Source organism: Desulfosporosinus paludis, from assembly GCF_045689965.1.
GTDB lineage: Bacteria > Bacillota > Desulfitobacteriia > Desulfitobacteriales > Desulfitobacteriaceae > Desulfosporosinus > Desulfosporosinus paludis.
This window is the reverse complement of record NZ_CP144211.1, coordinates 5,098,794-5,125,129: the sequence shown is the minus strand read 5'-3', so window position 1 is coordinate 5,125,129 and position 26,336 is coordinate 5,098,794. Positions and strand designations below refer to the sequence as shown.

General features: G+C 42.5%; 24 protein-coding genes and 1 pseudogene. 3 read left to right on the top strand and 22 right to left on the bottom strand.

Translation table 11 applies throughout. From position 1 onward, the window contains the following. Window positions 1-21 precede the first annotated feature (21 nt). Entirely contained in the window at window positions 22-195 is a 174-nt protein-coding gene (locus tag VZF35_RS25370) for a DUF1540 domain-containing protein (RefSeq protein ID WP_407309294.1), read from the top strand. A 192-nt stretch (window positions 196-387) separates the two neighbouring features. Further along, on the top strand, window positions 388-576 hold the full coding sequence (locus VZF35_RS25365) for a PspC domain-containing protein (RefSeq protein ID WP_407309292.1): 189 nt from the start codon (window positions 388-390) through the stop codon (window positions 574-576). A gap of 63 nt (window positions 577-639) precedes the next feature. Here VZF35_RS25365 and VZF35_RS25360 read toward each other — a convergent pair. From VZF35_RS25360 to selD, 19 genes and pseudogenes are all read right to left on the bottom strand, one after another. Further along, window positions 640-2,396 (bottom strand): annotated as a pseudogene (locus VZF35_RS25360) (ABC transporter ATP-binding protein). A 1-nt stretch (window position 2,397) separates the two neighbouring features. After that, window positions 2,398-4,152 (bottom strand): ABC transporter transmembrane domain-containing protein, encoded by a 1,755-nt coding sequence (locus VZF35_RS25355; protein WP_407309290.1) that lies wholly within the window; start codon window positions 4,150-4,152, stop codon window positions 2,398-2,400. Window positions 4,153-4,360: 208 nt separating this feature from the next. Further along, window positions 4,361-4,708 (bottom strand): bacillithiol system redox-active protein YtxJ, encoded by a 348-nt coding sequence (gene ytxJ / locus VZF35_RS25350; protein WP_407309288.1) that lies wholly within the window; start codon window positions 4,706-4,708, stop codon window positions 4,361-4,363. A 115-nt stretch (window positions 4,709-4,823) separates the two neighbouring features. Beyond that, window positions 4,824-5,594 (bottom strand): ABC transporter permease, encoded by a 771-nt coding sequence (locus VZF35_RS25345; protein WP_407309286.1) that lies wholly within the window; start codon window positions 5,592-5,594, stop codon window positions 4,824-4,826. After that, window positions 5,591-6,346: an ABC transporter ATP-binding protein gene (locus tag VZF35_RS25340; RefSeq protein ID WP_407309284.1), complete on the bottom strand. Its 756-nt coding sequence runs from the start codon at window positions 6,344-6,346 to the stop codon at window positions 5,591-5,593. Before VZF35_RS25340 ends, VZF35_RS25345 begins: the two co-directional genes overlap by 4 nt. Window positions 6,347-6,431: 85 nt before the next feature. After that, window positions 6,432-7,418, bottom strand: coding sequence for an ABC transporter substrate-binding protein (locus tag VZF35_RS25335; protein ID WP_407309282.1), 987 nt, complete (start codon window positions 7,416-7,418; stop codon window positions 6,432-6,434). Window positions 7,419-7,614: 196 nt separating this feature from the next. After that, window positions 7,615-8,286, bottom strand: a complete 672-nt coding sequence (locus VZF35_RS25330) for a DMT family transporter (protein WP_407309280.1) — start codon at window positions 8,284-8,286, stop codon at window positions 7,615-7,617. Next, complete coding sequence (locus VZF35_RS25325) at window positions 8,286-8,543, bottom strand: hypothetical protein (protein WP_407309278.1); 258 nt, start codon at window positions 8,541-8,543, stop codon at window positions 8,286-8,288. Before VZF35_RS25325 ends, VZF35_RS25330 begins: the two co-directional genes overlap by 1 nt. Before the next feature lie 46 nt (window positions 8,544-8,589). Then, a complete protein-coding gene (locus VZF35_RS25320) occupies window positions 8,590-9,726 on the bottom strand; it encodes a M20/M25/M40 family metallo-hydrolase (RefSeq protein WP_407309276.1) in 1,137 nt (378 codons plus the stop codon). Between the two features lie 283 nt (window positions 9,727-10,009). After that, window positions 10,010-10,318 carry an S-layer homology domain-containing protein gene (locus tag VZF35_RS25315; RefSeq protein ID WP_407309274.1) on the bottom strand — a complete coding sequence of 103 codons (309 nt, stop codon included), beginning with the start codon at window positions 10,316-10,318 and terminating at the stop codon, window positions 10,010-10,012. Continuing rightward, window positions 10,288-12,240: a YcdB/YcdC domain-containing protein gene (locus VZF35_RS25310; protein ID WP_407309272.1), complete on the bottom strand. Its 1,953-nt coding sequence runs from the start codon at window positions 12,238-12,240 to the stop codon at window positions 10,288-10,290. The genes VZF35_RS25315 and VZF35_RS25310 overlap by 31 nt, the downstream gene beginning before the upstream one ends. Window positions 12,241-12,654: 414 nt before the next feature. Then, window positions 12,655-13,407 carry a carbonic anhydrase gene (locus tag VZF35_RS25305; protein WP_407309270.1) on the bottom strand — a complete coding sequence of 251 codons (753 nt, stop codon included), beginning with the start codon at window positions 13,405-13,407 and terminating at the stop codon, window positions 12,655-12,657. 317 nt (window positions 13,408-13,724) lie between these two features. Then, window positions 13,725-14,081, bottom strand: a complete 357-nt coding sequence (locus tag VZF35_RS25300; protein ID WP_407309268.1) for a DsrE family protein — start codon at window positions 14,079-14,081, stop codon at window positions 13,725-13,727. A gap of 46 nt (window positions 14,082-14,127) precedes the next feature. Continuing rightward, entirely contained in the window at window positions 14,128-14,439 is a 312-nt protein-coding gene (locus tag VZF35_RS25295) for a hypothetical protein (RefSeq protein ID WP_407309266.1), read from the bottom strand. Between the two features lie 197 nt (window positions 14,440-14,636). Next, on the bottom strand, window positions 14,637-18,443 hold the full coding sequence (locus VZF35_RS25290; RefSeq protein ID WP_407309265.1) for a phosphoribosylformylglycinamidine synthase: 3,807 nt from the start codon (window positions 18,441-18,443) through the stop codon (window positions 14,637-14,639). 252 nt (window positions 18,444-18,695) lie between these two features. Then, window positions 18,696-19,865, bottom strand: a complete 1,170-nt coding sequence (locus VZF35_RS25285) for a MalY/PatB family protein (RefSeq protein WP_407309263.1) — start codon at window positions 19,863-19,865, stop codon at window positions 18,696-18,698. A gap of 176 nt (window positions 19,866-20,041) precedes the next feature. Next, window positions 20,042-20,233 carry a C-GCAxxG-C-C family (seleno)protein gene (locus tag VZF35_RS25280; protein WP_407314826.1) on the bottom strand — a complete coding sequence of 64 codons (192 nt, stop codon included), beginning with the start codon at window positions 20,231-20,233 and terminating at the stop codon, window positions 20,042-20,044. Window positions 20,234-20,582: 349 nt separating this feature from the next. After that, window positions 20,583-21,473 (bottom strand): sulfite exporter TauE/SafE family protein, encoded by an 891-nt coding sequence (locus VZF35_RS25275; RefSeq protein WP_407309260.1) that lies wholly within the window; start codon window positions 21,471-21,473, stop codon window positions 20,583-20,585. Window positions 21,474-21,487: 14 nt separating this feature from the next. Then, window positions 21,488-22,546, bottom strand: a complete 1,059-nt coding sequence (gene selD, locus VZF35_RS25270) for a selenide, water dikinase SelD (protein ID WP_407314824.1) — start codon at window positions 22,544-22,546, stop codon at window positions 21,488-21,490. A 119-nt stretch (window positions 22,547-22,665) separates the two neighbouring features. Between selD and VZF35_RS25265 the strand changes: the two genes are divergently transcribed. Further along, window positions 22,666-23,565: a LysR substrate-binding domain-containing protein gene (locus tag VZF35_RS25265; protein WP_407309258.1), complete on the top strand. Its 900-nt coding sequence runs from the start codon at window positions 22,666-22,668 to the stop codon at window positions 23,563-23,565. Window positions 23,566-23,916: 351 nt separating this feature from the next. On the opposite strand, the gene VZF35_RS25260 is transcribed toward VZF35_RS25265, so the two are convergent. The 3 genes from VZF35_RS25260 to VZF35_RS25250 all read right to left on the bottom strand — a co-directional run bounded on the left by VZF35_RS25260 (window position 23,917) and on the right by VZF35_RS25250 (window position 26,240). Beyond that, on the bottom strand, window positions 23,917-24,258 hold the full coding sequence (locus VZF35_RS25260; protein WP_407309256.1) for a toprim domain-containing protein: 342 nt from the start codon (window positions 24,256-24,258) through the stop codon (window positions 23,917-23,919). A 104-nt stretch (window positions 24,259-24,362) separates the two neighbouring features. After that, window positions 24,363-25,796: an MFS transporter gene (locus VZF35_RS25255; RefSeq protein ID WP_407309254.1), complete on the bottom strand. Its 1,434-nt coding sequence runs from the start codon at window positions 25,794-25,796 to the stop codon at window positions 24,363-24,365. Then, a complete protein-coding gene (locus VZF35_RS25250) occupies window positions 25,797-26,240 on the bottom strand; it encodes a MarR family winged helix-turn-helix transcriptional regulator (RefSeq protein ID WP_407309252.1) in 444 nt (147 codons plus the stop codon). It lies immediately after the preceding gene. Between the last annotated feature and the right edge of the window lie 96 nt (window positions 26,241-26,336).

Genomic DNA, 26,336 nt, shown 5'->3' with positions numbered 1-26,336 from the left:
AATTTAAGGAGGAATTTTAATATGTCTGGACAAGCTAAGAAAATGCCTCAGCCTAATGGTGGAATTAAATGTCTTGTTAACACCTGTCATTACTATGGTACAGGGGATCATTGTCATGCGGATAAGATCGAAGTTCAATCCCCTAATGCCCAAAGCACTGAGATGACAGACTGCGCAACGTTTCTTCCAGAGTAATTCAAAATTAACTTTTTCAACAGAATTTTTGAATTATAAGTATAAGGCTTGCTCGAAAAGACAAGCCTTATACTTTTGCATTTTTTCCTGCCTGTAACATTTGGGTCAGTATTTGCGTATTAAGGGTGGAGAGGTTACCTTTTACCTGAAATACCAGATGTACTTTGGCAAATGATAAAAGGAGGAAAAAGAATGTCCAGACGTTTGTATAGATCTAGTCACGACAAGCAGCTTGGAGGGGTTTGTGGCGGGATTGCGGAGTACTTAGACCTTGATCCTAGTCTTGTTCGGATAGGAGCTTTACTTCTTCTCCTGGTAGGGGGGACAGGTTTTCTGGCTTATCTAGTAGCATGGTTCATTATTCCAAGTGATAAAGCGTAATAAAAAACTAATCAAAACTTTATAGAATTTTAGAATGGCTGGGAAAAATCAAAATGAGATTTCCTAGCTGTTTTTCGTTTGATTCTCTCCTTGTTGAAGCATAAACATTTTATGGTACAATCCTTCTTTGGCCAAAAGTTCTGCATGTTTACCTCTTTCTGCAATTCTCCCGTGGTGGAGTACTAAAATCAGATCAGCGTCCTGAATGGTCGAAAGTCGGTGGGCGATAGCGATGGTTGTACGACCTTTCCGCATTTTATTTAAGGCAGTTTGAATCGCTTCTTCCGTTTCTGTATCGACGTTTGCTGTTGCTTCATCTAAGACTAGAATTTTGGGGTTACCGGCTATGGTTCGAGCAAAACAGATTAGCTGACGTTGCCCATTGGACAAGGTTGCCCCTCGTTCCCCACCGGTTCTTGAAATCCTTGGGGGAGTTTTCGTATAAATTCCTCTGCTTGAACAAAAGAAAGTGCTTCTTCAACCTCTTTCTCTTGGACAGTTGGTCTGGCCAGGGCAATGTTGCTCGAAATATTTCCCACGAATAAAAACGGGTCTTGAGCTACAAGGCCCACTTTACTTCGCAGTTCCTGATCAGACACCTCAGTAAGAGGGATCTCGTCTATAAGAATCTCCCCCCGAGTGATGGGATAAAAACGCATGAGGAGATTAGCAACAGTACTTTTACCGCTGCCGGTGTGTCCGACTAAAGCCACTGTTTGACCAGGATAGGCGGTAAAATTGATGGATTGCAAGACATCAGTCCCACCATGTTCGACACCGTCATAGGAGAAACTGACATTCTTAAATTCTATCTTTCCCTGATCAATGAACTGTAAAGGGTTCGAGCTGACGTTTGCCGCTATTCGTTGATCATCTAACAATTCAAAAACTCGTTCAGCGGCAACCAAGGATTGCTGGAATTGAGATAATCTCTGCATCACCATGTTAATGGGTTCAAAGAAGCGATCAAGGTAATTGATAAAGGCGTAAAGCACACCGATTTGAATGGGCCCAAACAGCGATCTGAACCCGAAATAATCTAAAACGAGGATGAGAGCAAAGGTATAGATCAAGTCAACGGCCGGACGAACAAAAAGACTTTCCAAGCGGATGTTGGTTATCGCTGCCCGATAGTAGGCATTATTGATTGCTTGAAATTCAGCGCGGAAACGTTTCTCCTGCCGCATGGCCTGAATGATAAACATGCCTTGTATCGATTCATTTAGTTTAGCATTGAGGTGGCTTAGCTCTTTGCGCATGGTCCGATAAACCTTGGTGCTGACTCTCCTGTATAGATACATCAGACCGATAACTATAGGAAGCAAAACCAGACAAAAGGTTGCCAGCCGTATATCCAAACAAAACATTGCCGCAAAGACCCCTAGTATAAAGACAATATTTTGGACAAGGGCCGACAAAACTCCGACGAATAGTTCTTTAATAGCTTCAGTATCGTTGGTTATCCGAGAAATTAAGGCGCCGGTCGGTGTCTTGTCAAAAACTTTGAATTCCAGATGCTGAACATGGGTAAAAACATCAATCCGCAGTTGTTGGACTACCTTAAGGGCTATTTGATTGAAGCTGACCAACTGACGGTAATGTAATCCGGCAGAAAGAATGTTTAGGCCTAAATATCCGGTTCCAAGCAGCACGAGAGTCGGGCGGTCAAAGGAGCGCGGGACCAAATGCTGATCGAGGAAAATTCTGACCAGAATTGGACCAATGACATCGGCAAACGTAGCCAGTAAGAGGATTAAGGAAGCAAGCGTTAAGGTTTTTTTGTGGGGAATTAGATATCTCAGCAAGCGTCGAATCACCATTTTAATTGCTCTCCCCTTCTTCGATCAACGATTCTATCTGTTGACTTCGATAAGTTGAGGCGTACCAACCGTCGAGTTCCATGAGTTCCGAATGGGAACCTTGCTCAGAAATTTGCCCTTCTCTAAGGACGATGATCAAATCTGCGTGCTCAACGGCACTTAAACGATGGGAGGATATAAAGGTCGTTTTTTGAGTCCGAATTTCTCGCAAACCCTGTAAGATCGATTTTTCTGTCTTGGCATCTACTGCTGATAAAGAATCATCTAATATGAGTATTTCTGGTTCCACCAAGATAGCTCTAGCTATCGATATCCTTTGCTTTTGGCCTCCGGACAGGGTGACGCCCCGGTCTCCGACTAGGGTGTTATAGTTTTCTTCAAAACGCTCAATATCTTGATGTATATCTGCAATTCTTGCTGCCCTATGAATTTCGGCCAAGGAAGCCTCTGGTTTTCCAAAGGAAATATTTTCGGAGATTGAGGTAGAAAAGAGAAAATGATCTTGAGGCACATAGCCGATGGCCCTACGTAATGCATCTAATGTGAGATCGTAAATTGAGGTTCCGCCGATTTGAAGGTCCCCGCTGGAAAGGTCAAACTCTCGCAGGAGAAGTCGCAGGAAGGTTGTCTTGCCACTCCCCGTTTTGCCAACAACCCCTAAAGTTTGACCAGACTGTACCAGGACATTTATGTCCTTTAAAACGGGCGTGCATGTTCCGGGATAAGTAAACGAGGCTTTCAAAAAGGCGACATCCCCAATGGGAAAAGAGGATCTTGCTCCTTCTTGTTCGCGAATTTCCGAGTTAATGTTCAGTAAACTATGTACCCGGTCATAAGAAGCTCTGCCGCGTTCCAGGATGTTAAATAGCCAGCCAAAAGCTAACATAGGCCAAATGAACTGTCCCAGATAAATTGTAAACTGAGTGAGTTGACCAAAGGTCAAACTTCCTTTAACCACATCATTGGCCCCAAAAACAAGCGCCAGAAAAAATGAAAACCCGATAATCAACTGGATCGTAGGATCAAAGAGCGCATCCACTTTGGCAACGGCGATATTCTTCTCAACGACATCTGCAGACAACGCCCGAAAGGCTTCTATTTCTGCTTCTTCTTCCCCGAAAGCCTTTACCACTCTAACTCCGGTGATGTTTTCCAGTACTTTATCATTAAGATCGGAGAAGGCCGCTTGTGCTCGATGAAATCGTTTGTGGAGCATCGTACCATAGCGGCTGGTAGACCAAGCCATTAACGGCATGGGCAATAAGGTGATTAGGGTAAGCTTCCAACTGATAAATATGGCCATGGAAAGAATCACCAGGCCGCCAGTTGTCAGGGAATCCACCAGGGTCAATACCCCCATACCTGCTGTCGCTTCTATGGCTTGAATGTCGTTGGTTGCATGGGCCATTAAATCACCGGTACGGTGCTGTTGATAAAATTGCGGAGACATGAGGGTGAAGTGATCAAAGAGTTGTTTTCTCAACAATCTGCTTAAACGGCTTGAGGCGCCAAAAATCATTAATCGCCAGGCAAAGCGTAAACTATAAACTAGGAATCCTGTCCCTACAAGCAGCCCACTCCATTGAAACAGGGATTTTGAAGTTAAACTGCCGTGACTTACGCCGTCAACAATCACTCGTACCACGTAAGGCGGGAACAAATTGAGCAAAGCAACAAAGACTAATACAATGATCCCTAGACCGTAGCTTTTTTTCTCTAATTTAAAAAACCACATCAAATCTTTAAAAAGACGCATATTCTCTCCTCTCGTATTAGGATAATAGTTGTTAATTGTCGACAACTATTCTATTCCTAGTAAAAGAAAGTTTGCAGCATTGATGGCTAAAATTATAACATAAAAGGGCTTGTCTGTTCCTCAGTTGATTGAGCTAGAACTATAGAAAGTGCTCCTTGAAGATTTAGGAAGCCTCTCACTCCTGAGCGGATTGAGAGGCTTCTGGATACTAGTACTTGTTGTTTAAGGCCTGGATGAGGTTAATTAGAGTAATTGCCTGGTGCGAAGTATGCCAGACTACATTCTTATTGTTCAAGAGGATTACTTGAGGGGATTCATGCTTGACGCCTAAATCCTTAGCAGCTTGATTTGAAACTGAACGAGACTCGATAACTTTGATCATGGCAACTTGGACATCATCAGAAGTTTGTTGGATGTAATTTCTGACTTCCTGCCAGGCATGTGCACTGATGGGACATTGAGTGCTATGTTTAAAAATCAGAACCTTCCGACGGCAAGATTCCTCCAGGGCTGCTTCTAAATCTTGAGACGTGGTTAATTCCTTTAATTCAGCCATAAATTCAACTCCTTTAGTATAAGGCAGTATATCAAAACACTGCTGGATTCCCCGTCTAGCTTAAACCTAATCCTCAATTCTTAATCTCAAATGGCGAATACCGGTATCCTTCCGATTAAGGTTTTCTCAAATGTTGCCAACGGCAAAGGACAGTTTCCAGGAGATCAACAATGATGAACAAACCTACACCTAGTAAGGCCATCATGATAATTCCGGCGAACATTTCATCCGGTGCAGCCCGACTCCAGGCATCCATAATGAAATAGCCCAGGCCTTCTGTGGTTGCAAAGGATTCAGCAAAGAACAAAACTGCGATAGCAGTTCCCATGCTAAGACGCAAGGAGGTCAGAACATCCGGTAAACTTGCCGGCAAAAGTACATAGCGATAGACTTGTCCTCGGCTCCCTCCTAGAGAACGCAGAGAAGATATTGTTTCTGCAGGTACTTTACGCACAGCATCCCGAGTCGTAACCAGAATTTGAAAAAAAACAATAAACGTAATTAGGAAAATTTTGGATTGATCTCCCAGTCCCAAGAACAAGAGAATTAAAGGAAGAAAGACAATTTTCGGGATCGGGTACAGAATATAAATCAGAGGGGCTAAGAAACGATCAATTCGTCGTTCATACCCCATCATTAAACCAAGGGGAAGTCCGAGAAGCAAAGAAATTAAAGTCGAAGCCACAACTCGATAAGTACTGACCCAAAGGTGTTTCCCAAGATTGTCATTCAATAAACGTGCCGTAGCTCTGATTGCAGATCCAGGTGTTGGAAATAGTGGTGTTTTTAAGGCCCAAGAGGCATACTGCCAAAGTATAAGTAAAAATAACCCAGCCCCGAAATATCCTAAAAGTTGTTTTTGAAGCTCTCTTTTGCGGTGGGTCATTCTGCGTTTCCTCCTTCTAAAAGAGAGCGAATATAACTTGCCTTCTGAAAAAACTCAGAGGATTGACGATAACCATTTTGCCCGACTTGAGGATTGAGGATTTCTCCCACGATTTGAGTAGGACGTCCATTTTTAAGGACAAGGATGCGGCTTCCTAAAAATACGGCCTCTTCTATACTGTGTGTTACCAGAACCGTCGTTAATTTCTGCTCTTGCCAGATTTCCAATAAAAGTTTCTGGAGCCGTTCTCTGGTCAGAGCATCGAGAGCAGATAATGGTTCATCCATCAGAAGTAAATCAGGTTTTAACGTTAAAGCTCTGGCTAAAGCAACTCTTTGTTTCTGCCCGCCGCTTAGTTGGCTGGGAAAATGATGCTTTACTTCAGTCAGGCCCATTTTGTGGATCATTTCATTGACAACGCTTTGGTAAATCCTTTTAGGCTGATGCCGTACTTTTAGCCCTAAGCGGACATTCTGCTCAACATTTAGCCAGGGAAAGAGCCCATATTCTTGAAGAATTATGGCCGTCTTCTGTCGAGTCCTTTTCAAAGGTTCTCCCCAAATTCTGATTTCTCCGCCGCTGGGTTGTAATAACCCAGATAGAAGATAAAGAAGAGTGCTTTTTCCACACCCTGACGGGCCAATCAGTACGAGGCTTTCCCCAGGAGCAATGTTTAAATTAAAATCGGCGTAGACTTTGACCGGTATTGCCCCTTGTCCATAGGCCAGATCGCAATTCACTACTTCAATCACTGGTCACTATCTCCTTATTCCTGAAGTCGGGAGTCCGAGGCCGGAGGCCAGATTTGAGGTAAGGTTCTATGGAGCCTATATTGCGTTATTGGGGCAGAAGACTGCTGTCTACAAGATCCTTATAGCTATAGGCTTGAGGAATAAGTTTCTTATCCACCATCCATTTCATCACACTATCAATTTCATCTTGTGTAGGCAATTGGAGTTTAGAAAAGGTTGGAGTTTTGTAACTTTGTTGAATATCAGACGGAATTTGAGCTTTTTCCAAAAACAGACTATGATATTGGTCGGGATGATTGCTCAAGGCCTGTCCGGCTAGGCCATAAACTTGAACGGCAGCTTTTATGCCCGCTGGGTTATCTTGAATGCTTTTGGTCCTGAACAAGAACACAGTTTGAGATATGTTTCGATAGGTGTCATCGGCAATTAAATGTGCTCCCTTGGCTTCAGCTAGTGATGCTAAAGGATCTGGCAAGCAGGCGGCATTAATCTGATCCGAAAGCAACATGTCAAGGCGTACGGGCATTTTGGGAATGGACATTTTTTTGACATCCTTTAACGTAACCCCTTTATCGCCGAGCATCTGATCACTTACATAATCAATAATTGAGTTTTCAGAGATTCCCAATGTTGCTCCTTTTAGGGCATTTAAATCTCGGATATTCGATTTCGGTGACGACAGAATGGCAAAACGACCTTCTTTTGGAGTTGCCCCGAGACCAATGGCCGCAATTTTTACATCAGTTCCGCCTTTCTTTAACAAGGCCACGGCAACCATATCTGCAACTTCGCCATCAATTTGACCGGCTTGCAAAGCTGTGTCACGTTCCACAGCGCTGGCGAAATTGACCAGCTGAACTTGAACGCCTTCTTTCGTGTATAACCCATCCTTTTCCGCAACATAGAATGGCAGGTTATCTTCAATTGGCAATACCCCGATTTTTACAGGTTTACTTGCCGCTGTCGAAGGTTGATTTGTGGAGGACGAGGGAGCAGTTGCGCATCCTGAGGCCAATAAAGTTAAACCAAGGACAACTGGGATTACTTTGAACCAGAGACTTCGTTTTTGCATGTTTTCTTGACACTCCTTATTTCTTAATCGTTCATTTTTACAGCATAACTTTTATTATTTCGACAGATATATTTATATTCCTTTTTTGCTTTCCGTTTACTGGTCAGCAAAATACGCGTCTAAAATCCACGTCTAAGACACCCACTTCGACAAAGTGGGTGTTGGGTTCTGTTTTAGTAAGGACAGACACCTTAGTTCATTGTCTCGACTCAACTTGTTCGGTTTTCTCACTCAAACAAGTCATAGAAGCAGGAGACAGGACTGCCAGTACGCCGCCTAAGACCACAAATAGCCCTCCTGCCATTTGTAATAGTGAGAGATGTTCACCAAACAGGAGGACGGCTAAACTCACAGTCATGACCGGTTCTAAAGTGCTGATAATTGAAGATGAAGTAGCTCCGATCAGTTTCATACCTTGAAAAAATGTCAACATGGCAATGATCGTAGAAAAGAGAGTTATTCCGCCTATCCCCAGCCAAGTCCCCCATGACAGGGTCCAAGTCGTTTCACCGATCGCTAGTCCTACAACTCCATAAGTCACAGCAGCTGAAGTAGAAATGATAGAGGTACTTACTAATGGAGTTGTTGTCTGTAAAATATGATTTCCAAAAAGAATGTAAATAGCATAAACAAAAGCTGCTCCAAGGGCCAAAGCGATCCCTAGAGGGTTAATCCCTTTTATGGCAAGGCCTAAGACCAAAACGAGACCTAGTGTTGATAATACTAAGCCAACGAGCTTTGGAGTGGAAAATTCCTCTTGATGGGTTAATACCGCTAAGACCGTAACAATGATTGGATAAGCATAGAGAAGCAAAGCCGCTAAAGAAGCCGGAATATAACGTACTGAAGTCAAATAGAGTCCGGCCATTAAGGAATAACCAATCCCCCCATGCCCCATAAGGTTACCCAGGTTTTTCTGGGCAGCCGTGGAAATCCTTCGCGAAGGAAAACGATCGTCCAAAAAATTAGGGCCGCAAGAACAAAGCGGACGAATAAAACCGTGGACAAGGCAGCGCCACCAGCAAAAACAAATTTCCCAAGAATCGGATAGACACTGAACCCTAACGTAGAAACAAAAATTAGAATAACACCCATGCTAAGAGATTGTTTTTGTTGATTACCCATTATCAAACTCCAATTTCAATAAGTTTTGACTTAATCGTATCATTACTTAACGTTTAGTTATAGTTCTCAATCCGGCAGCTTTGATGATTTCCAGGACCAGTTCAGTCGTACTGAAGAGATCCTCTTCTTTGATATATTCCTCCGTTGTATGGAGCTTTTGCATACCGGTAGATAATACGACACAAGGAATCCCATAGGAATTATAGTAATTTGCGTCACTGCCGCCGCCCGTTGCTGCAAATTCCGGATTTAATCCAGCTGACTGTGCTGCTTCAGCCGCTAGACTTGCCACTTGCGATTCTCTGGATAGTTTAAACGGTGCATAGAGCCGTCGCACTTCAATTTCTGCCTTAGCTCCCATCTCTTCCGCTGTTTGTCGGAATGTCTCACTCATCTGAGCAGTATGGCGTTCCAGCTTGTTTATGTCGCGGCTTCTTGATTCGCAAGCAATCGTCACGGTTTCAGCAACAATATTTGTTGCCAGACCGCCCTGAATCGTTCCGACATTCGAGGTAGTTTCCTCGTCAAGGCGTCCTGTCGTCATCTTAGCTATCGCCTTCGCAGCCACAACAATTGCACTAAGCCCCTCTTCAGGAGCAATTCCTGCATGGGATGCTTTGCCTTTTATCGTTACGTTTATTCGGTCCTGACCAGGAGCTTCAAGAATAATTCTACCAGGTGCTCCTCCAGAATCCAGCACAAATCCAAAATTCGCTTTTAACTGGGATTGATCAAGATTTTTAGAGCCGTTGAGACCGCCTTCTTCAGCTACACTAAAGATGACTTGGATATTTCCGTGGGAAATATCATGTTCCTTAATGACTCTCAGGGCCTCTAAAATTGGTACAATCCCAGATTTATCATCTGCCCCTAAGATGGTTGCTCCTGCAGATCTTATGATTCCTTCTTCAAGGATCGGCTCAACATTAAGACAGGGGGCAACCGTGTCCATATGCGCTGAAAGCAATAGTGTCGGCGCCTCTGGAAGATTTCCCTTCAGATATCCAAAGACATTTCCGCAGTTGCCGCCAATGGCAGTACCGGTTTGATCCTCGCTAACATCCATCCCTAAGTCCATCAGGCGATCTTTAAGGATTTCGGCAATTTGTCGCTCTTTACGCGTCGGGGAATCAATTTTGACGAGTTCTAAGAATTCAGCGATCAATCGTTGATGATTGAGCATTTGTCATTTCCCTCTCTTTTTTAAGGATTTCTTTGTTCTTTTATAAGTTGTTTCTATGATAACATGTCCTTCCAGGTTACTATCTATAATTCAACAATTTTGGTCTAATTCCTGCTGGCTATGTTTGAGGGCGGTCAAAGGCCTTTAAGCCCGTGACGTGAAGCAATCCTAAAGGATCTAAGATTATATGTCGATATTTGATAAGGTATAAAGAAAACATGGAGTCTTTTGTCCGCACAGACGAAAGACTCCATGACTAACTTAAATTATTTGTAACTCTGCATTAGCTGCGCCAACTTAGAGTTCTAAACAACGCTATTGCGGCCTCGGAACGATTTACTGCTTCGCCTGGGGCGAAGTCTTGTCCTTTAATCTTCAAGATCCCGCTGCTTGTTGCCAGAGCAACGTATCCCAAAGCATCTGGAGTAATTTGATCCGCATCCTGGAAATCAACCTGATATATATTTTTCAGTTCAGCTAGCTTATTGAGCTGTAGATAGCGGAGAAGGAGTTTACACAAAAGCTCTCGTTTAACGGGATCACTTGGTTGTAAATCTTCTTTTAACCAACCCTGTTCTTTAGCTTTCGCCAAAATTTCGGCATTTGACAGAGAAGAGTTTTCCCTAGACCAAACCGGCTCAGATACATGGCCCGCAATAATGAGGCAAGGCTCATCGTCTCATTCGGCTTGAAACTGTTCCCAAAATCTCCAAATAATCCCGCTTGTCCAAGGGCCATGATTTCTTGTTCACCCTCAATCCTTGATATATCCGTGAAACTATAGGGCTTAGGACTCTTTTCTAACGGTTGCCCTTGATAATCGAGCATCTCTCCGCTCCTAGCATCGATAATGTTGGAGTTCTGGGTACTTTGATCCTGATTTAAAAGAAGATAGACTAAACGGACCTCTCCAGGAACTCCGTTTGAGTATATTCGAACGTAAGTCAAGGTCATGGGGCGTAACGCCAAAAAGGCCTTAACTGCTTGATCTTTGCTCAGTATTCCGGAGGTAGTCGGAAAATCAAGATCTGACCAATTAAGTTCGTAACCGGTAATCGTCCCGGTTGATGGTTCAACATCGACGGTCATGGTGTTATTCGGGAAGTCAACTCCATTGACTATACGATGATAGGAGAAATTGCAGGTTGAAATAGGTCCAATAATTTTCACCTGATCACTGACAACCCCTGAACCAGTATCAGAATCAGAATCTAAAGCTACCTGGCTAAAACGACTGGGCTGAACTTTTTTAAGAAAATCTTCGGCTAGTTTTTGCATGGCAGTACGGTCTAGCTCGGTAGACTTTTTATCAGTTTGCGGATAAGTAAGATTGAAACCAAGAAGCTCGCCATTAGAGGCGTCAATTCTGGCACTTAAGTATTGAGCTTTACCGTCTGTACTTTCCGCATTAGGGTTAGACCAGTCAAAACTCCAAACGCGATTATCCGCACTTCTCCAATCAGTGCTTAAATTGGCACTTCTCAAGGTTAAATTATCAGGAATACCAATCCAACGCTGAACCGCCGCAATCGCTTCGTCTTGCTTAAGAAGTTTGGCTGTTCGATCAACTTCTTGCTGTTCTTGAGGAGTAAGGACCGGAGGTTGACTGGCTGCCGATCCGGCTAGACCTCCCTTACTTCCTATTCCAACATTGAGCGATGTTTGAGCAATCCAATCTCCGGGATTTAACTTAAGGGGTTCCCCGGTAAAGGCGTCAATGGCTCCACCAGTTTGCCCGCTTAACTGGTAAACGAGTTTGGCTTCTTGTTTTTGGCCGATGTCGAGAATCCGATAAGGAGTGGGAAGCCAATAGAGAAGTTTGAAGAATGGAGCCGAGGCTAAAGCTTGTTCTGCTTGGCCAGCGCTAATTACCCCTTTGTTCTCAGGAACTTTAAGATCACTCCAATTGAGGTTGTAAGAGATGATGTGTCCATCGTCACTGGATACTTGTACATTTACGCCATTACCTAACATCGGGATATCATTAATAAGTCGTTGATATTGGAATGAATAGCTAATTGGACCATAATTATTAAGGGGTAAAATTTCTTGATTATTTGTAAGAAGCTTTATCTGCCCTGCTCGATCTCCTAAGAGACGAGTTAGAAGATCATCACTGATTTTTTGTGCACTTGTCTTCGTAAGTACCGGAAGGGTCGTAGTTGCCGCAGAGTCGTCATTTCTCCAATAGTTTAAACTTAGAATATCCCCATTGACAGCATTGACCTCAGCGGAAAAATCTCCTGGCTTCCCTGGGTTATTCCAATGAAGTGACCAGGCCTGCCGCTCGTCGCTCGTATTATAGTTGGAAGTAAAGTTGCTTAATTCAGACGGAATTTCAAAATTAGTTTTCACGATCTGGATTGCTTTTTCTAAACTGATTTCAGGCGAAGCAATTGTTTGGGAGAGAGGTTCAGAAATTTTATCCGCTGCTAAAACCGGTGAAGAACTTATTTGTAAAAAAAATATCATAGACATAATTCCCGCCATGGCTTTCCTGTATTTTTTATACATTCTCTTATCTCCCCTTCTTTCTCTTAGTTTTATTTCTCCCATCAAATCGTTAATTTACGCCCTAACCTGGGAATAAATTTTGAGCATACTCAACTATAAAATCCCATTTCCCTCCTCTTAAAATAAGAGCTTGTTTGATTGGTTATCTCTTATTATAGAATATAGACGCTTAGACGTTCGATTTTCTGGCAAAAGAATTTATCGACTTTAAATAACATTTTTTGCGTTATCCCAAATGCTTGAGCAAGATGCAATCTCTAACAAAATTATCAATGTTTATTTACCTAATCAATCTTTTATATGACAAAAAAGAGATGTAATGATAGGCTTTATCATTGCATCTCCTTCTTACTGAAGTATCAATAATCGCGATCAATAAGTTCGCTATACACTAGAACAGTACGGCAACTTTCATTAGTCAACGAACGATATTCCGCCTTCATCTAGATCATACTTGCAGCCTACGATTCGCAGTCGTTTTGTTTCCAAATATTCTTTAATAATCGAACTTTTAATGATATCTTTAAGCGAATTCTGGATATTGAGGTCTGAACACTTTTCGATTAAGGCGCTCCCTGTCAGGTCTCCTGATTTGGCTTCAATGACGGCGGGCTTAATCTTATTAACAATTGCAGAGATGCTTCCATGAGTTTCCCCTCCTTCAACGGCAGCTGTCACAGCGCCGCAGCCTTCATGACCAAGCACCATAACAAGGGGTACCTTAAAATGTTCGACAGCGTACTCTATACTCCCTAATTCAGCCTGAGTTACAATATTTCCGGCTACACGGATAACAAATATATCACCGAGAGCTTGGTCAAATAATAATTCTGGAGGCACTCTTGAATCTGAACAACTTACAATGGCCGCAAAGGGATGTTGTCCCTTTTTCAATAACTCTGAGCGTCTTGTAAAACTTAAATCTTTATTTAAAATTTGTCCTGATTTAAATCGCTGGTTCCCCTCTAAAAGGAGTTGCAATGCTTCTTCTGGCGAGGATACTAACTCATTTCGCTGATAGACAGGGATAGATATTGCTTGTTGAACAGAAGGATCTTCTGGAATTAGCAATGAGTTATCGGGGTTAGGGATTGACATCGCACAGCCGCCAAGGGCGATAGCTAAAACAAGCAATACTGCGTAGTTACAGATTGATGGTTTTGTCATAGAGATTCTCCTCATAAACAGAGTGGTATTCATTTTTACCCATATCCAGTTTAACCCAAAGATATGGAATATTAACCGTACCCACCTTTTAGGAAATCGCCTAAGTAAATGAGGATTTAAGCACCTACAAGACCACCCCCCTGGGTGAGAGTTCTCAAAAACTTCGAGTTGTATGTCGATAAAAAAGCAGGCTATTCCTAAATAGAATAACCTGCTTTGCTTGTTTCCCTCTATATGGGGCATCGGACTGTCACTTATCAAAGCTGCTTTGAGACATAAGGTCAGAGTACCATGGTGTCTTTAGTAATTAGAATTCATTAAAAACTAAATACTTTTGACTCGGCTGCTAAATCGATCAGATGGCCTGCTGTAGACAATTTAGCGCCTTCGATAAATTGATCTTCCCCGAAGAGTCTAGTCCGAGCACAGGGAGTGCAGACAAAAAACGGTACATTTTGGCTAACGAGATAGTCAAGGTACTGTTTCGCATTATCTCCTGTAGGTGCCATCACACTGTCGGCTAATCCCAAAATTGCATAAGAAACAGCGTCATCAACTAAGAAAATATTAACTTCATGCCCTTTTTCCTTGGCAACCTTGGCCAGTTGAAAGGCCCGTGTAGCACGGACGGGATCTTCAAGTCCTCGACTCAGCACAAATAAAAATTTTTCCAAGCTAATTCCTCCTCTACTTTTTTGGGTGCAGGAAGATCAAAACCCTTTACACATCCTCCACCTCTTTTGTCGGACAAGACTTGCTCAAGTCTATTTCGGCCGTAACTTCCTTCCAAGGCGCTTCTTTAATGTTAACAGTTTCTAGTAAAAGAATTAGATCTGATCTGCCATAATAAGCCGGAGTCCCTTGGTTATCGAGGGTCATTAGAACAACCGGCATTCCTGGAAAGACCGGCAGCAAGGCTTTAATAATCATCGTAGCGTTATTCGAATTATGAAATATGGAAGGCTGGACGGAAACCACCGCAATGGTTTTACCCTGTTCTGTTACGACTGCTGCTTCGAATTTAGATTCCATGAAGTTCATCTCCTAATTATTTTTGATTAAACGTCATTCGTTCTGCCCTTTACAATAATCTTGGAAATCAATTAGTGCTCTATTTAATGTTTTCGACATACACACCTGAAACCCTGCAAACGAAATGCTTTCTAAACTAATACACAAAGATTGCTTATATCTGTGCGATCGTTGAATCGAATGGCAAGCTTGAAGCATTACCCTCTGAAATAATTCACGCCGCCTTCGAAAATAGGTTGGTATTTATTGCCCGGAATATTGCTTGCCACTCCGTGGCCAGTACGTTCAGAATGGGCCATCTTGCCCAAGATCCGTCCGTCAGTACTGGTAATCCCTTCGATAGCTTCAAAAGAACCGTTCGGATTGTGGAGAATATTGCTGCTCGGGTTGCCGTTGAAATCAACGTACTGGGTAGCAATTTGTCCATTAGCAGCCAAGGTGTCGATGATGTTTTGACTAGCAACAAATCGTCCTTCTCCATGGGATACAGGGACTGTATGAACCTCTCCGAGTTTGACCCCACTAAACCACGGAGATAAAACGGACACAACTTTTGTTTGGACCATACAGGAAACGTGTCGCCCGATTTTGTTATAGGTAAGAGTTGGAGCTTCATCGGTTAAGTCCAAGATCTCACCGTAAGGAACTAAACCAAGTTTGATCAACGCTTGAAAACCATTACAGATTCCCAGCATGAGTCCATCTCGTTTATTTAACAGTTCAAAAATAGCTTCTTTAATCCGAGGGTTTCTGAACATTGTAGCGATAAATTTGCCGGAACCGTCAGGTTCATCCCCGGCACTAAAGCCACCAGGCAACATAACAATTTGAGCTTGAGTTATCATTTGGGCCATCTTCTGGATAGATTGTTCTACGTCGGCGGGGCTTAAGTTCCGGATGACCAGCGTTTCCACAGATCCTCCGGCCTTCTCAAAAGCTTTGGCCGAATCATATTCGCAGTTCGTTCCTGGAAAGACCGGGATAAAGATTTTAGGTTTTGCTAGTTTAAAGGATGGCTTTTGCGTATTGCGCAATTTATAACTTCGAAGCGTTGGAACAGGTATTGTTTCAGCTTGAGTTGGAAAGATTTTTTCCAAGGGCTGCTCCCAGGCTCGCTGAGCGGTTTCCAGCTCAATAGTTGCCCCATTGACCGTTATGACGGGATTGTTGTGGGTTGAACCGAGCAGTTTATAGGCCACATCTCCGAAAATATCGTTTAAATTGGCAGTTTCAGTGATTTCTAAAACCAGCGAACCATAATCTGCCGTGAAAAGACTCGAGAAGTCGATGGATTCCTTAAGCGTGATTCCAATTCGATTTCCGAAGGACATTTTGCTGAGAGCTGCGGCCAGCCCTCCCATTCGAATGGTGTGCGAGGATAAAACGACACCTGCTTGAATTAACTCATGGACTTTCTTATAATTTCTCGTCAATTGCTCAAAGTCAGGAATCTCCTGCGGATCCCGAGAAACTGAAACTAAGACAACCTGACTGCCTGGCTTTTTGAACTCCTGAGATACAACGTTGTCGACGTCTAGGACAGCAACGGCAAACGTCACTAAAGTTGGGGGGACGTTTAAATCCATGAAAGTACCGGACATGCTGTCCTTTCCGCCGATGGCCGGAATTTGGAGCTTTTTCTGGGCATAAAAAGCCCCTAGCAGAGCGCTGAAAGGTTTTCCCCACTTTTCAGGATCGGAACCGAGTTTTTCAAAATACTCTTGGAGTGTCAGACGGACTTGACGATAATCTCCACCTAAAGCTACGATTTTTGTAACCGCATCCACCACAGCATAAAGGGCTCCGTGAAATGGGCTCCATTTCGCCAACTGAGGATTATAGCCAAAGGTCATCATCGTGGCAAGCTTGGAATCTCCGGATAAAACTGGGAGCTTAGCTACCATGCCTTCGGCAGGAGTGATTTGATATTTACCGCCTAGAGGCATCAGGACGGTAGACATTCCAATACTGCTGTCGAACCTTTCTGCAAGGCCTTTTTGACTGCAGACGTTCAAATCCTGTAAGTTCGCTAACCAAGCTTGTGCAACTGAGGATGAAGCGGGTTCTTCATTTATGAAGGATGTTAGAGCACCGGGTAATTCTTTAAAGTAATTACTGTCTGCATCCGGTAAATTGACTTGAACTTTTGTAGTTTGTTTAATCCCATTGGTATTCAGAAACTCTCTGCTTAAATCAACGATAACCTGATCTCTCCAGGTCATTTTAAGCCTTGGTTTAGAACTTACTTGAGCCACTAACGTAGCTTCCAAGTTTTCCTCTTGAGCAAAATTGATAAATCTCTCCAGATTTTCGGAATTAATGACAACTGCCATGCGCTCCTGCGACTCGGAAATTGCCAGTTCTGTTCCATCAAGCCCTTCGTATTTTTTAGGAACGGCGTCCAGGTTAATTTCTAATCCATCGGTTAATTCTCCGATTGCCACAGAAACTCCGCCGGCTCCAAAGTCATTGCAGCGTTTAATCATTGTGCTGACCTCTGGTTTGCGGAAGAGCCGCTGAATTTTGCGTTCGGTGGGAGGGTTTCCTTTCTGAACTTCCGCACCACATGTTAACAAGGATTCAGAAGTATGTTCTTTGGAAGATCCCGTTGCCCCGCCACATCCGTCACGACCGGTTCTTCCTCCAACCAGGACGACAATATCCCCTGGCTGAGGAGCTTCACGCCTTACATTTTTGCGCGGAGCCGCTGCGATAACTGCCCCGATTTCCATACGTTTCGCGATAAAACCTTCATCATAGACCTCAGTGACTTGACCTGTGGCGAGACCAATCTGATTACCGTAGGAACTATAACCGGAGGCAGCACCTTGGGTGATTTTTCGTTGTGGCAATTTGCCGGTCAAGGTATCTTCCAGTTTACTCCTGGGATCTCCGCTTCCCGTCACGCGCATCGCTTGATAGACGTAGGTTCGCCCCGACAAAGGATCGCGAATGGCTCCTCCCAAACAGGTTGCAGCTCCTCCAAAAGGTTCGATTTCTGTAGGATGATTGTGAGTTTCATTTTTAAACATCACAAGCCACTCTTCAGTTTGGCCGTCCACATCTGTCTTGACGATGATACTGCAGGCATTTATCTCGTCAGATTCATCAAGGTCTTGAAGTAACCCTCTCTTCTTTAATTCCTTCATTCCTAAAGTACCAAGATCCATAAGACAGATATCCCGTTTTAGTGCTTTTTCGGCATAGACATAGTCCCGCGATTTAAGGTACTCTTGGTAAGAACGATTCAAAGGGGCGGCAAAGTCCCCTTCGGGAATAGTGACTTCTTCAATTCTGGTATTAAAGGTTGTATGACGACAATGATCAGACCAATAAGTGTCAATGACTCGAATTTCCGTCAACGTTGGATTCCGCTTTTCAGTCTCTCGGAAATAAGTCTGGCAAAAGGTTAAGTCCTCAAAACTCATGGCCAAGCCGGATTCTTGAAAAAACTCTTGGAGTTCCTCAGATGTTTTAAGAATGAAACCAGAGATAATTTCCACGTCTGGAGGGATGACAGGCTCCAATTCCAGATCAGCCGGTTTTTCCAAAGAAGCTTCTCTTGATTCCACAGGATTTATACAATAACGCTTGATTGCCTGGAAATCCTCTTCTTTTAGGGGGCCTTGTAAAACGATGACTTTCGCGGAAGCGATATTAGGCCGCTCTTTTTGAGTGAGAATTTGAATACATTGAGCTGCAGAGTCCGCCCGTTGGTCATATTGCCCAGGCAGGTATTCCATGGCAAAAACTCTTTCTTGGCTAGGGATGTCCAGATTTTCATCATACATTAAATCGAGAGGGGGTTCGGCAAAAATAATCGGACGAGACTGTCTGTATTCCTCATCCGTAATTCCGGAAATATCATAGCGGTTAATAATTCGCAAACCTTTTAACGATTTGATACCCAAGTTTTCTCGTAAATCACTTAATAAACCCCGAGCCTCAATATCGTAACCAGGTTTTTTTTCAACATAAATTCTCTTGACAGATTGTGATTCCATAATGACCTCCCTCGTTGTTCCTATAAATCGTTATTTAGGTTATCCCTTAGAGTCCTGACGCTGAGTTATGACAAAATATGTTAAGGCCATAGCACTTAGTCTATGACCTCGTCATCAAATGTTTAACGCATCCCCATTGATGCAATGATATCTCTTAGCTTGCATAATACCATGATTCTGAAATAAATTAAAGTCAAAATGGTCAATACTCTGGATTTGACGCTCACCAAAAGTCTTCTAGCTCATTCAATGTTACCAATTTAAGGCCTTTTTGATTCTCTCTAGCCCTTCCTCTAAGACTGAGCGTGGACACCCTATATTTATCCGTTCAAAACCTTCTCCACCTGCCCCGAAAGCATAACCTGCGTTTAATCCCACACCGGCCTTGTGGACTAAGAATTCCTGTAAAGTCTTAGGTTCTAAGTCTAAGGCTCTAAAATCAAGCCAAACTAAATAAGTTCCTTCAGGTTGAATGACGCCAATTTGCGGCAACTCACGGGCTATGAATGACGTAAGAAATTCTAAGTTGCCCTGCAGGTAAAGCATTAACTGCTCCAACCATTCCCTGCCCTCCCGATAGGCCGTTTCTAGGGCGGTTATTCCAAAGAGATTTGGATGATGGATGCCGGTTAAGTTTGCTGAGGATTTATAGGCCTCTCGATACTTTTTGTTCGGAATGATTAAGTTTGAGGTTTGTAAACCGGCCAAGTTAAACGTCTTGCTGGGAGCAGTGCAGACAATTGACTGAGAAGCCAGCTCTGGCGTAAGGGAGGACAAAGGTATATGACGATATCCGTTATAAATAAGATCGGAATGAATTTCATCGGAAATAACCAAAACATCATAAGTTAGGCAAAGACGACCCAAGCGCTCAAGTTCTTCACGCTGCCAAACTCGCCCAACCGGATTGTGCGGACTGCACAAAATCATCATCTTTACACCGTGCGCAAATTTCTCCTCTAAGTCTTCAAAATTCATAACATATTTGCCGTTGACTAGGTTTAGCTGACTGTTGACTAACTCACGGCCATGATTCTTAATTGCCTGAAAAAAAGGGGGGTACACCGGAGACTGAAGCAGAATTTTATCCCCGGGTTTCGTTAGGGCACGTACTAATTCATTGAGAGCCGGAACAATTCCCGGGCTAAACACAATCCAGTCCCGCTGAATTTGCCAACTATGGCGCTCTGCCATCCAGGCTGTTAAAGAATCATAATACTCATCCATTCCGTCCGTATAGCCATAAATTCCGTGTTTTGCACGATTTACCAAGGCCTCTACCACAGCTTCCGGCGCCAGAAAATCCATATCCGCTACCCAGAGAGGCAAGACATCCTCTCGACCAAAGATTCTTTGATTAAAGTCCCATTTTATCGAACCTGTCCGGCGACGATCATATAGTTTGTCAAAATCATAGTTCATTTGAAATGACTCCTTTCTGAATGCGGACTTAGTTTTTCTTCTTGGTATAATCTCACCTAAAAGGCCGAGAATATCCACTAAAAAACTCCCATCTCACTAGAAGATCGGAGCTATTAGCAATCCTCATCTTAAGTAATCAATTGCTTGAGATGTAAACTCTTACTCCCTAAGTAATACTAACTCTTTTTCCACATAAGAAGTTTGGCAGTTCCCCCAGTTAGTTTTAAGCAAGGCCTGAGATGCTCCGATGAATCAAAGTCGTGAGGGTTTAACACTCGACAACATGTCCCTCCGAATTGGTTGGAGAAACGATCGTGAAAGTCATGGGCAAGATTATAGACCGGCTCTCGATCTTTTTTCGGATCAATGCGGCTTCTCCTATTTATTCTCCATAAACTTTTGTATTCCTACTATGCTTCATAATTCTTAATACAACTTGTGCAACGATGAACATTTCTTCTTTAATATTTTTAATGAATTGCCAGATCCCAAATCCGTTAAATCTGGCGATCAATCCTAAAACAATATATAAATAAAAGACTTGTAGTGTAGAACTCCGGCCATTAGTTTACCAAGAGAGACAAGCGTCTGAAGACCATACTTTCCGATCAGCTTTCTTGGGCGTATTCTTTCCGGTCGTATTTTTCTCTCCTTAAAAAGTGCTTGTAGAGTTTTTTCTTCCCCGGGCCGCCAGGATAAACGAGTTTCGTTGTTAGTTTAAGTTTTAAGCGTTATGTTGCTTGAATCCGGATTTTTTTGTTTCCTCTTGCCGTTAAGAAAGAATACTAACAAGAATAGCACTGACCCAATAGTGAGAAGGTAGCCTACAATAGGGTTTAATTCAAACCACATCTTCAAAGCTGTTATTGTAATAACGGCGCTCAAAATTGTTCGAAGACTTGCCGTTTGCAACCGGTTACTTAAACGTCCCCCCAGCTGTGCCCCTATTAATGCACCGACAACTAGAACTATAGCCATTACGAAGGGGATTTGTCCCGTTCCCCACTTTCCAATAAATCCAGCCAACGCGGAAAGAAACGTTATAGCCACTGAACTGCCAAGTGCAATCCTTGTAGGTATTTTAAGAACATATAGCATCAGCGGAATTAAAATGAAAGCACCACCCTGGCCGACAATCCCTCCTAGTATGCCTACTAACAAGGCAACGAAAAAAGCGAGAAATTTATTTAACTCAACATTTTCAACCGGTAAATCATCATCCTTTTTACGAGGTATATACATCAATACTGTAGCTATTAGTGCCATACCTGCAAAAATTCCCAGCATTACTTCTCCTTGTATCTGCTTGGAGAAGAACGAACCTACTAGCGAACCTAAAACAACTCCACTACCCATATAAATAATAAGTTTCGTGTGAACAAAATCATTTTTTTTATGAACCATTAACCCTGAAAAAGAACCTGCCATACTCTGGACTATTGTAATTGCGGCAGCCGTTTTCATGGGAATAGCTTCAAGACCGATTAATGAAGGCACATAAAGCAACAAGGGGACCATGATGATCCCTCCACCAATCCCCAAAAGTCCAGAAAAAAAGCCTCCTATTAATCCAAGGGCAAAAAGAACGAAGAGCAATAAAGTCGTCATAGTTAGACCCTCGATTACTTAGATATTTCCAACTTAAATGCATCATTCTGTACCATTTTACCCACAACAGCGATTGTTTGAATTCCAGCTTCTTTCAAGCCATGGAGAAGGTCTGGTAACTTTTCTTCAGGGACAGAGATCAATAAACCTCCAGAGGTCTGGGCGTCTGCCAAAGCGAGCAAATCGACTTCAGATATACCTGGGTTAATAATTAGGTCTTCTTTTAGGAATTCTAAGTTCTTTCGAGTGCCACCGGGTACTACTCCCGGCTGATTCTTAATCAAATTCCAGGTCTCTGGGATAACTGGCACGTCAGCCAGGAAAATCTTAGCTCCCAGATGGCTCGCTCTAGCCATTTCATGTAAATGTCCAAGAAACCCAAAACCAGTAATGTCAGTACAAGCGTTAACTCCTACTTTAACCATAGCTTCAGCCGCACCCTTATTAAGGGTACTCATGACCTCAATTGCTTCAGCTATTACCTCCGGGCTAGCAAGGCCTTTTTTCATAGCTGTGGTTATGATTCCCAGCCCTAAAGGCTTGGTTAGGACGAGCATATCACCCGCTTTGGCTCCCGCGTTGGTGACTACCTGAGCTGGATTAATGACTGCTGTAACAACCATTCCATATTTAGGCTCGGGATCTTCGATAGTGTGACCGCCTATAACGCTAATCCTAGCTTCAGCGGCCTTCGCAGCTCCACCCTTTAAAATCTCAGCAAGCACGTCCATGGAAAGTTTCTTAGAAGGAAAGCCGACAATGTTTAGGGCAAAAAGAGGCTGGGCACCCATCGCATAAATGTCGCTTAAAGAATTAGCAGCTGTGATTAAACCAAATGTATATGGATCATCAACTACCGGCGTGAAATAATCAACCGTTTGTACAATGGCTAGAGAATCATTCACCTTATAAACCGCAGCATCGTCAGCTGTGTTAGTGCCTACTAGTATGTTAGGATCATTAATTTGTGGTAATTGGCGCAGGACCTGCGCCAAGTCCTGAGGACTTATTTTTGCTGCTCAACCCGCACAACTGACCATCTGAGTAAGTGTAAATTTCTCTTTGTTTAACATCATCTTCCACTCCTATCCAATGAATGTTTCTTATTTAATCATACCTTGATAAGTGTTATATTAAAAATATATAAATAGTATAATATCTATACTCAAAAGAGATGGGAGGTAGTCAACAAGTGATCAATGCGAATCACCTGATGGTTTTTAATTGCGTCGCAAATAACCTTAGTTTTTCAAGGGCTGCCGAAGAACTTTATACTAGCCAATCATCAGTTTCTATCCAAATAAAAAAGCTCGAAGAGTACCTAGCGGTCAGTCTCTTCGAGCAACTGGGTAAGAAAATAGTTTTAACTGAGGCTGGAATGACACTTTTCCTTTATTCTCAAAAGATCTTTTCCTTAATTGACGAAGGAGTACATGCCATTGAAGAACTAAAAGGATGCCACAAAGGTAGGTTATTAATAGGTGCAAGCACAACTCCGGGTGTCTATTTATTACCTAAGATTTTGGGTAATTTCAAATCTATTTATCCAGAAATAGTTCCTAAATTAGAGATAGCTAACAGTCAAAGAATAGTAGAGATGGTTAATACAAATATGCTTGATATCGGCATCATCGGAGAAGAAATAATTTGTCCGCCAGAGCTCAATGTAGAACCCTGGCTGAAAGATGAATTGTTTTTAGTTGTTCCAGTTAAGCATCCGTGGGTTAACAGAGCCAGCGTTCACGTAAAAGACTTAGAAAGTGAACAATTTATCTTTAGAGAGCGCGGTTCAAGCACTCGATCAATTATCGAGAATATCCTTGCCAATCATGGCTTAAAGGTAAGTATTGCTCTAGAATTAAATAATACTGAAGCAGTAAAACAAGCGGTAAGCGCCGGTTTAGGAGTCTCTATAGTTTCTGGGTTTTCGGTTATCAGTAATTCGGGAATTGTCTGTATTCCAATAGAAGGATTAGGTTTCTACAGAATGTTTAACATTATATATCATAAGAACAAGATATTTTCTCCTACCACCAAAAGTTTCTCGACCTTTCTCAAATTCCCATCCAAGAGGCGAAATACGATTCAGTAGCTCCTCTTTTAGATTCCCTCTGTCCTTCCTAAGCTTTATGGCTTTTAGCTAATAAACTGTATTCCATACGCTGATCGCATTGATTATTATATTAATTCCTTCCTTACGGGCTTTTATTAGGGCTGCTCCTAAGTCAGCTAAAAGAACTACTTTTTTATTAATTGTTTTACCATTCCGCTTTTTCCACCCTTTAAAGTCAATATGGCTCCGTAGGACGTCCTGTAAATAAATATAAGCTAATCTAACATTGCTTGTGCAGGGATAATTTTTTTAATTTATTTTGTTATATTAAAGGCGGCAGTAATAAATCTAAAAAAAGATTTGTTACAGCCGCTTTTAAGGTTCCATTCTTTAAGTTTCTTCGTCATCAGGTATTTGGACTTCAAAGTGTGCCCCCTCAAGGATTTGAGCCAAAACATGCCATGGAGTGGTTGCCACTTCTCGGTACATCCTGTGGGTGTACAAGTGGCGAACGTTAGGGAAGTCTTGTTTAAATAAACGTCTAACTTTGTCACCGGAATAGTCGGCATCTAAAAGGACAAACACTTCATCTTCGCTATACTCAGAGATCAATTCTTCCAATTTGTCTTCCCCGATCGTGCCATTAGTGCAGGCGATTTCAACAGGTTCAGCCAGAAGTTGTTGTAAACGTTGTTTATCCGTTTTCCCTTCCACAATGATCACTTTTCCCATTTACCCACCTGAACTTTCTTGATCTTACTTCTGATGGTTGATCTTATTTAGAGTCTGCGCTTTACTGATGAAATATTCTCCGGCCTCTTCTTATTTAAGCATTTTCAATTTTCCGGTGCCAACGCTGAACGCTCGCTCCCCCGCATATAGGAAATAACGGCGGCTAGAAGACTCATGAAAAATGAAATAGCGAAGGCTGTTCTTAGCCCGGTAATAAACTGGGCAATGGCAATACCTTGTGAACCAACTTGAGTACCGGCAAAAAGTCCTTGCAAGGCTTCGGGGGTTATGCTCGAAGATATAATGGCCATAGATAGTGCCATGCTAATCACACTACCAGCGTTATTCATCATAGTTCGGACACCGCCCGCTATCCCTCGTCTCTCAGGTGCAACTGCACCCATAATAGCACTGGTATTCGGGGAGAAAAACATTCCTGAGCCAAGTCCGGCTATAAACATCCAAATAGCTAATTCTAGGATGGAGGTGCTTTCTTTTATTTCCATCATCCCGATAAGTCCCAACGCTGAAATCAGCAACCCTAATGAACTGAGGACTCTTGAGCCATAACGGTCAGATAATCTGCCACTGATTGGAGCCATGATCATCATAGAGATAGCAAAGGGCGTTAAGAGAATTCCAGCCATGACGGGATCAATTCCTTTTATCCCCTGAAAGTAAAACACTAACAAGAAAGTGACAGCACCTCGCGCAATTCCGTTTAATAAGTTACTGGTAAAGGCAAATGCTAAGATTCGGCTTTTAAAGAGGCTTAGATCGAGCATAGGCTCGTCAATTTTGTTTTCAATGTTAACAAAGGCAACCATAAAAAATATCGCTAAAGCAAATAGAATAATCGTGGAAGAATTTAGCCATCCTTTGAATCCACCTAAAGTTAAGGCTACTAATAAAGTAAGCATTCCAATGGTAAAAAATAAGGTTCCCAGCCAGTCAAATTTTTGTTTTTGAGGAAGTCGTTCGACTTCTTTAAGCTGAGACCATGCCCAAATAGTTCCGATAATTCCTATCGGCAGGTTAATGTAGAATATCCATCTCCAGCCAATTGAAACAAAGGCCCCTCCCAAAATCGGTCCAATAACTGAACCAACGCTAATAATCATGCCGTTGATACCAAGGGCTTTTCCAAGTTCACCGCGAGAAAAAGCGTCAGCAACGATCGGTGTACTTACGGCCAAAAGCAATGCTCCTCCAATCGATTGAATCAGCCTAAAAAGAATTAGCTGCCAAGCCGTTGCCGAAAATCCACATAAGACAGATCCAATGGTAAAGATAATAAACCCGCCGACAAAAAGTTTTTTGCGACCGATCATATCGGCAATCCTGCCAATTGAAGGAACAAGAATGGTAATGGCTAACATATAGATCATGACGGTCCAAATAATAGAATTCATGCTGGCATGTAATTCTTTCATGATATCAGGCAGAGCAATTATTAGGGTATTGCTGCTCAATACGGAAAGCAGAGCACCAAGCGAGGTGCACGATAACGCTATCCATTTGTAATCCACTTGTTTCATTTAGTTCTCCTCATCTTCTACTTTAAAATTTGCTGCATTTTCAGCCATTTTGTATAAAATCTGTTCGGACATATAAACCTCTTCTTCTGTAAAGCCGGAAGTGATAATTCTTTCCCAGTCTTTAATAGCACTTTGAATTTTTGGAATGACGTCTAATCCTTTAGGCGTAAGAAAAACGTTGTAGGCACGTCGATCGTTAACGTCAATTTCTCTGATTAAGTAGCCTTCATCTTCCAATTTCTTAATAGCTTTAGCCGTCGTACCTTTATCCATTTTTAAGAAGTTAGATAGCTCCTCTTGACTTATCCCGCCTTGACGATAGAGAGTCATCAAGAAAATGTAGCCGCTGCCGATATTTAGGGATTCTAATCTTTTAGCAATATGGGACTTACCATATCGATAAAGAATGGAAATATATCGTCGAATTGAAAACTCCTCATTCAAAGTTACCACCTCCATTTTTAAGGAACTCAATCATTGATCTAAATTAACTATTTCTAATTAGTTGCAATGCCAACAGCAATCCTTATTATAGTTTTT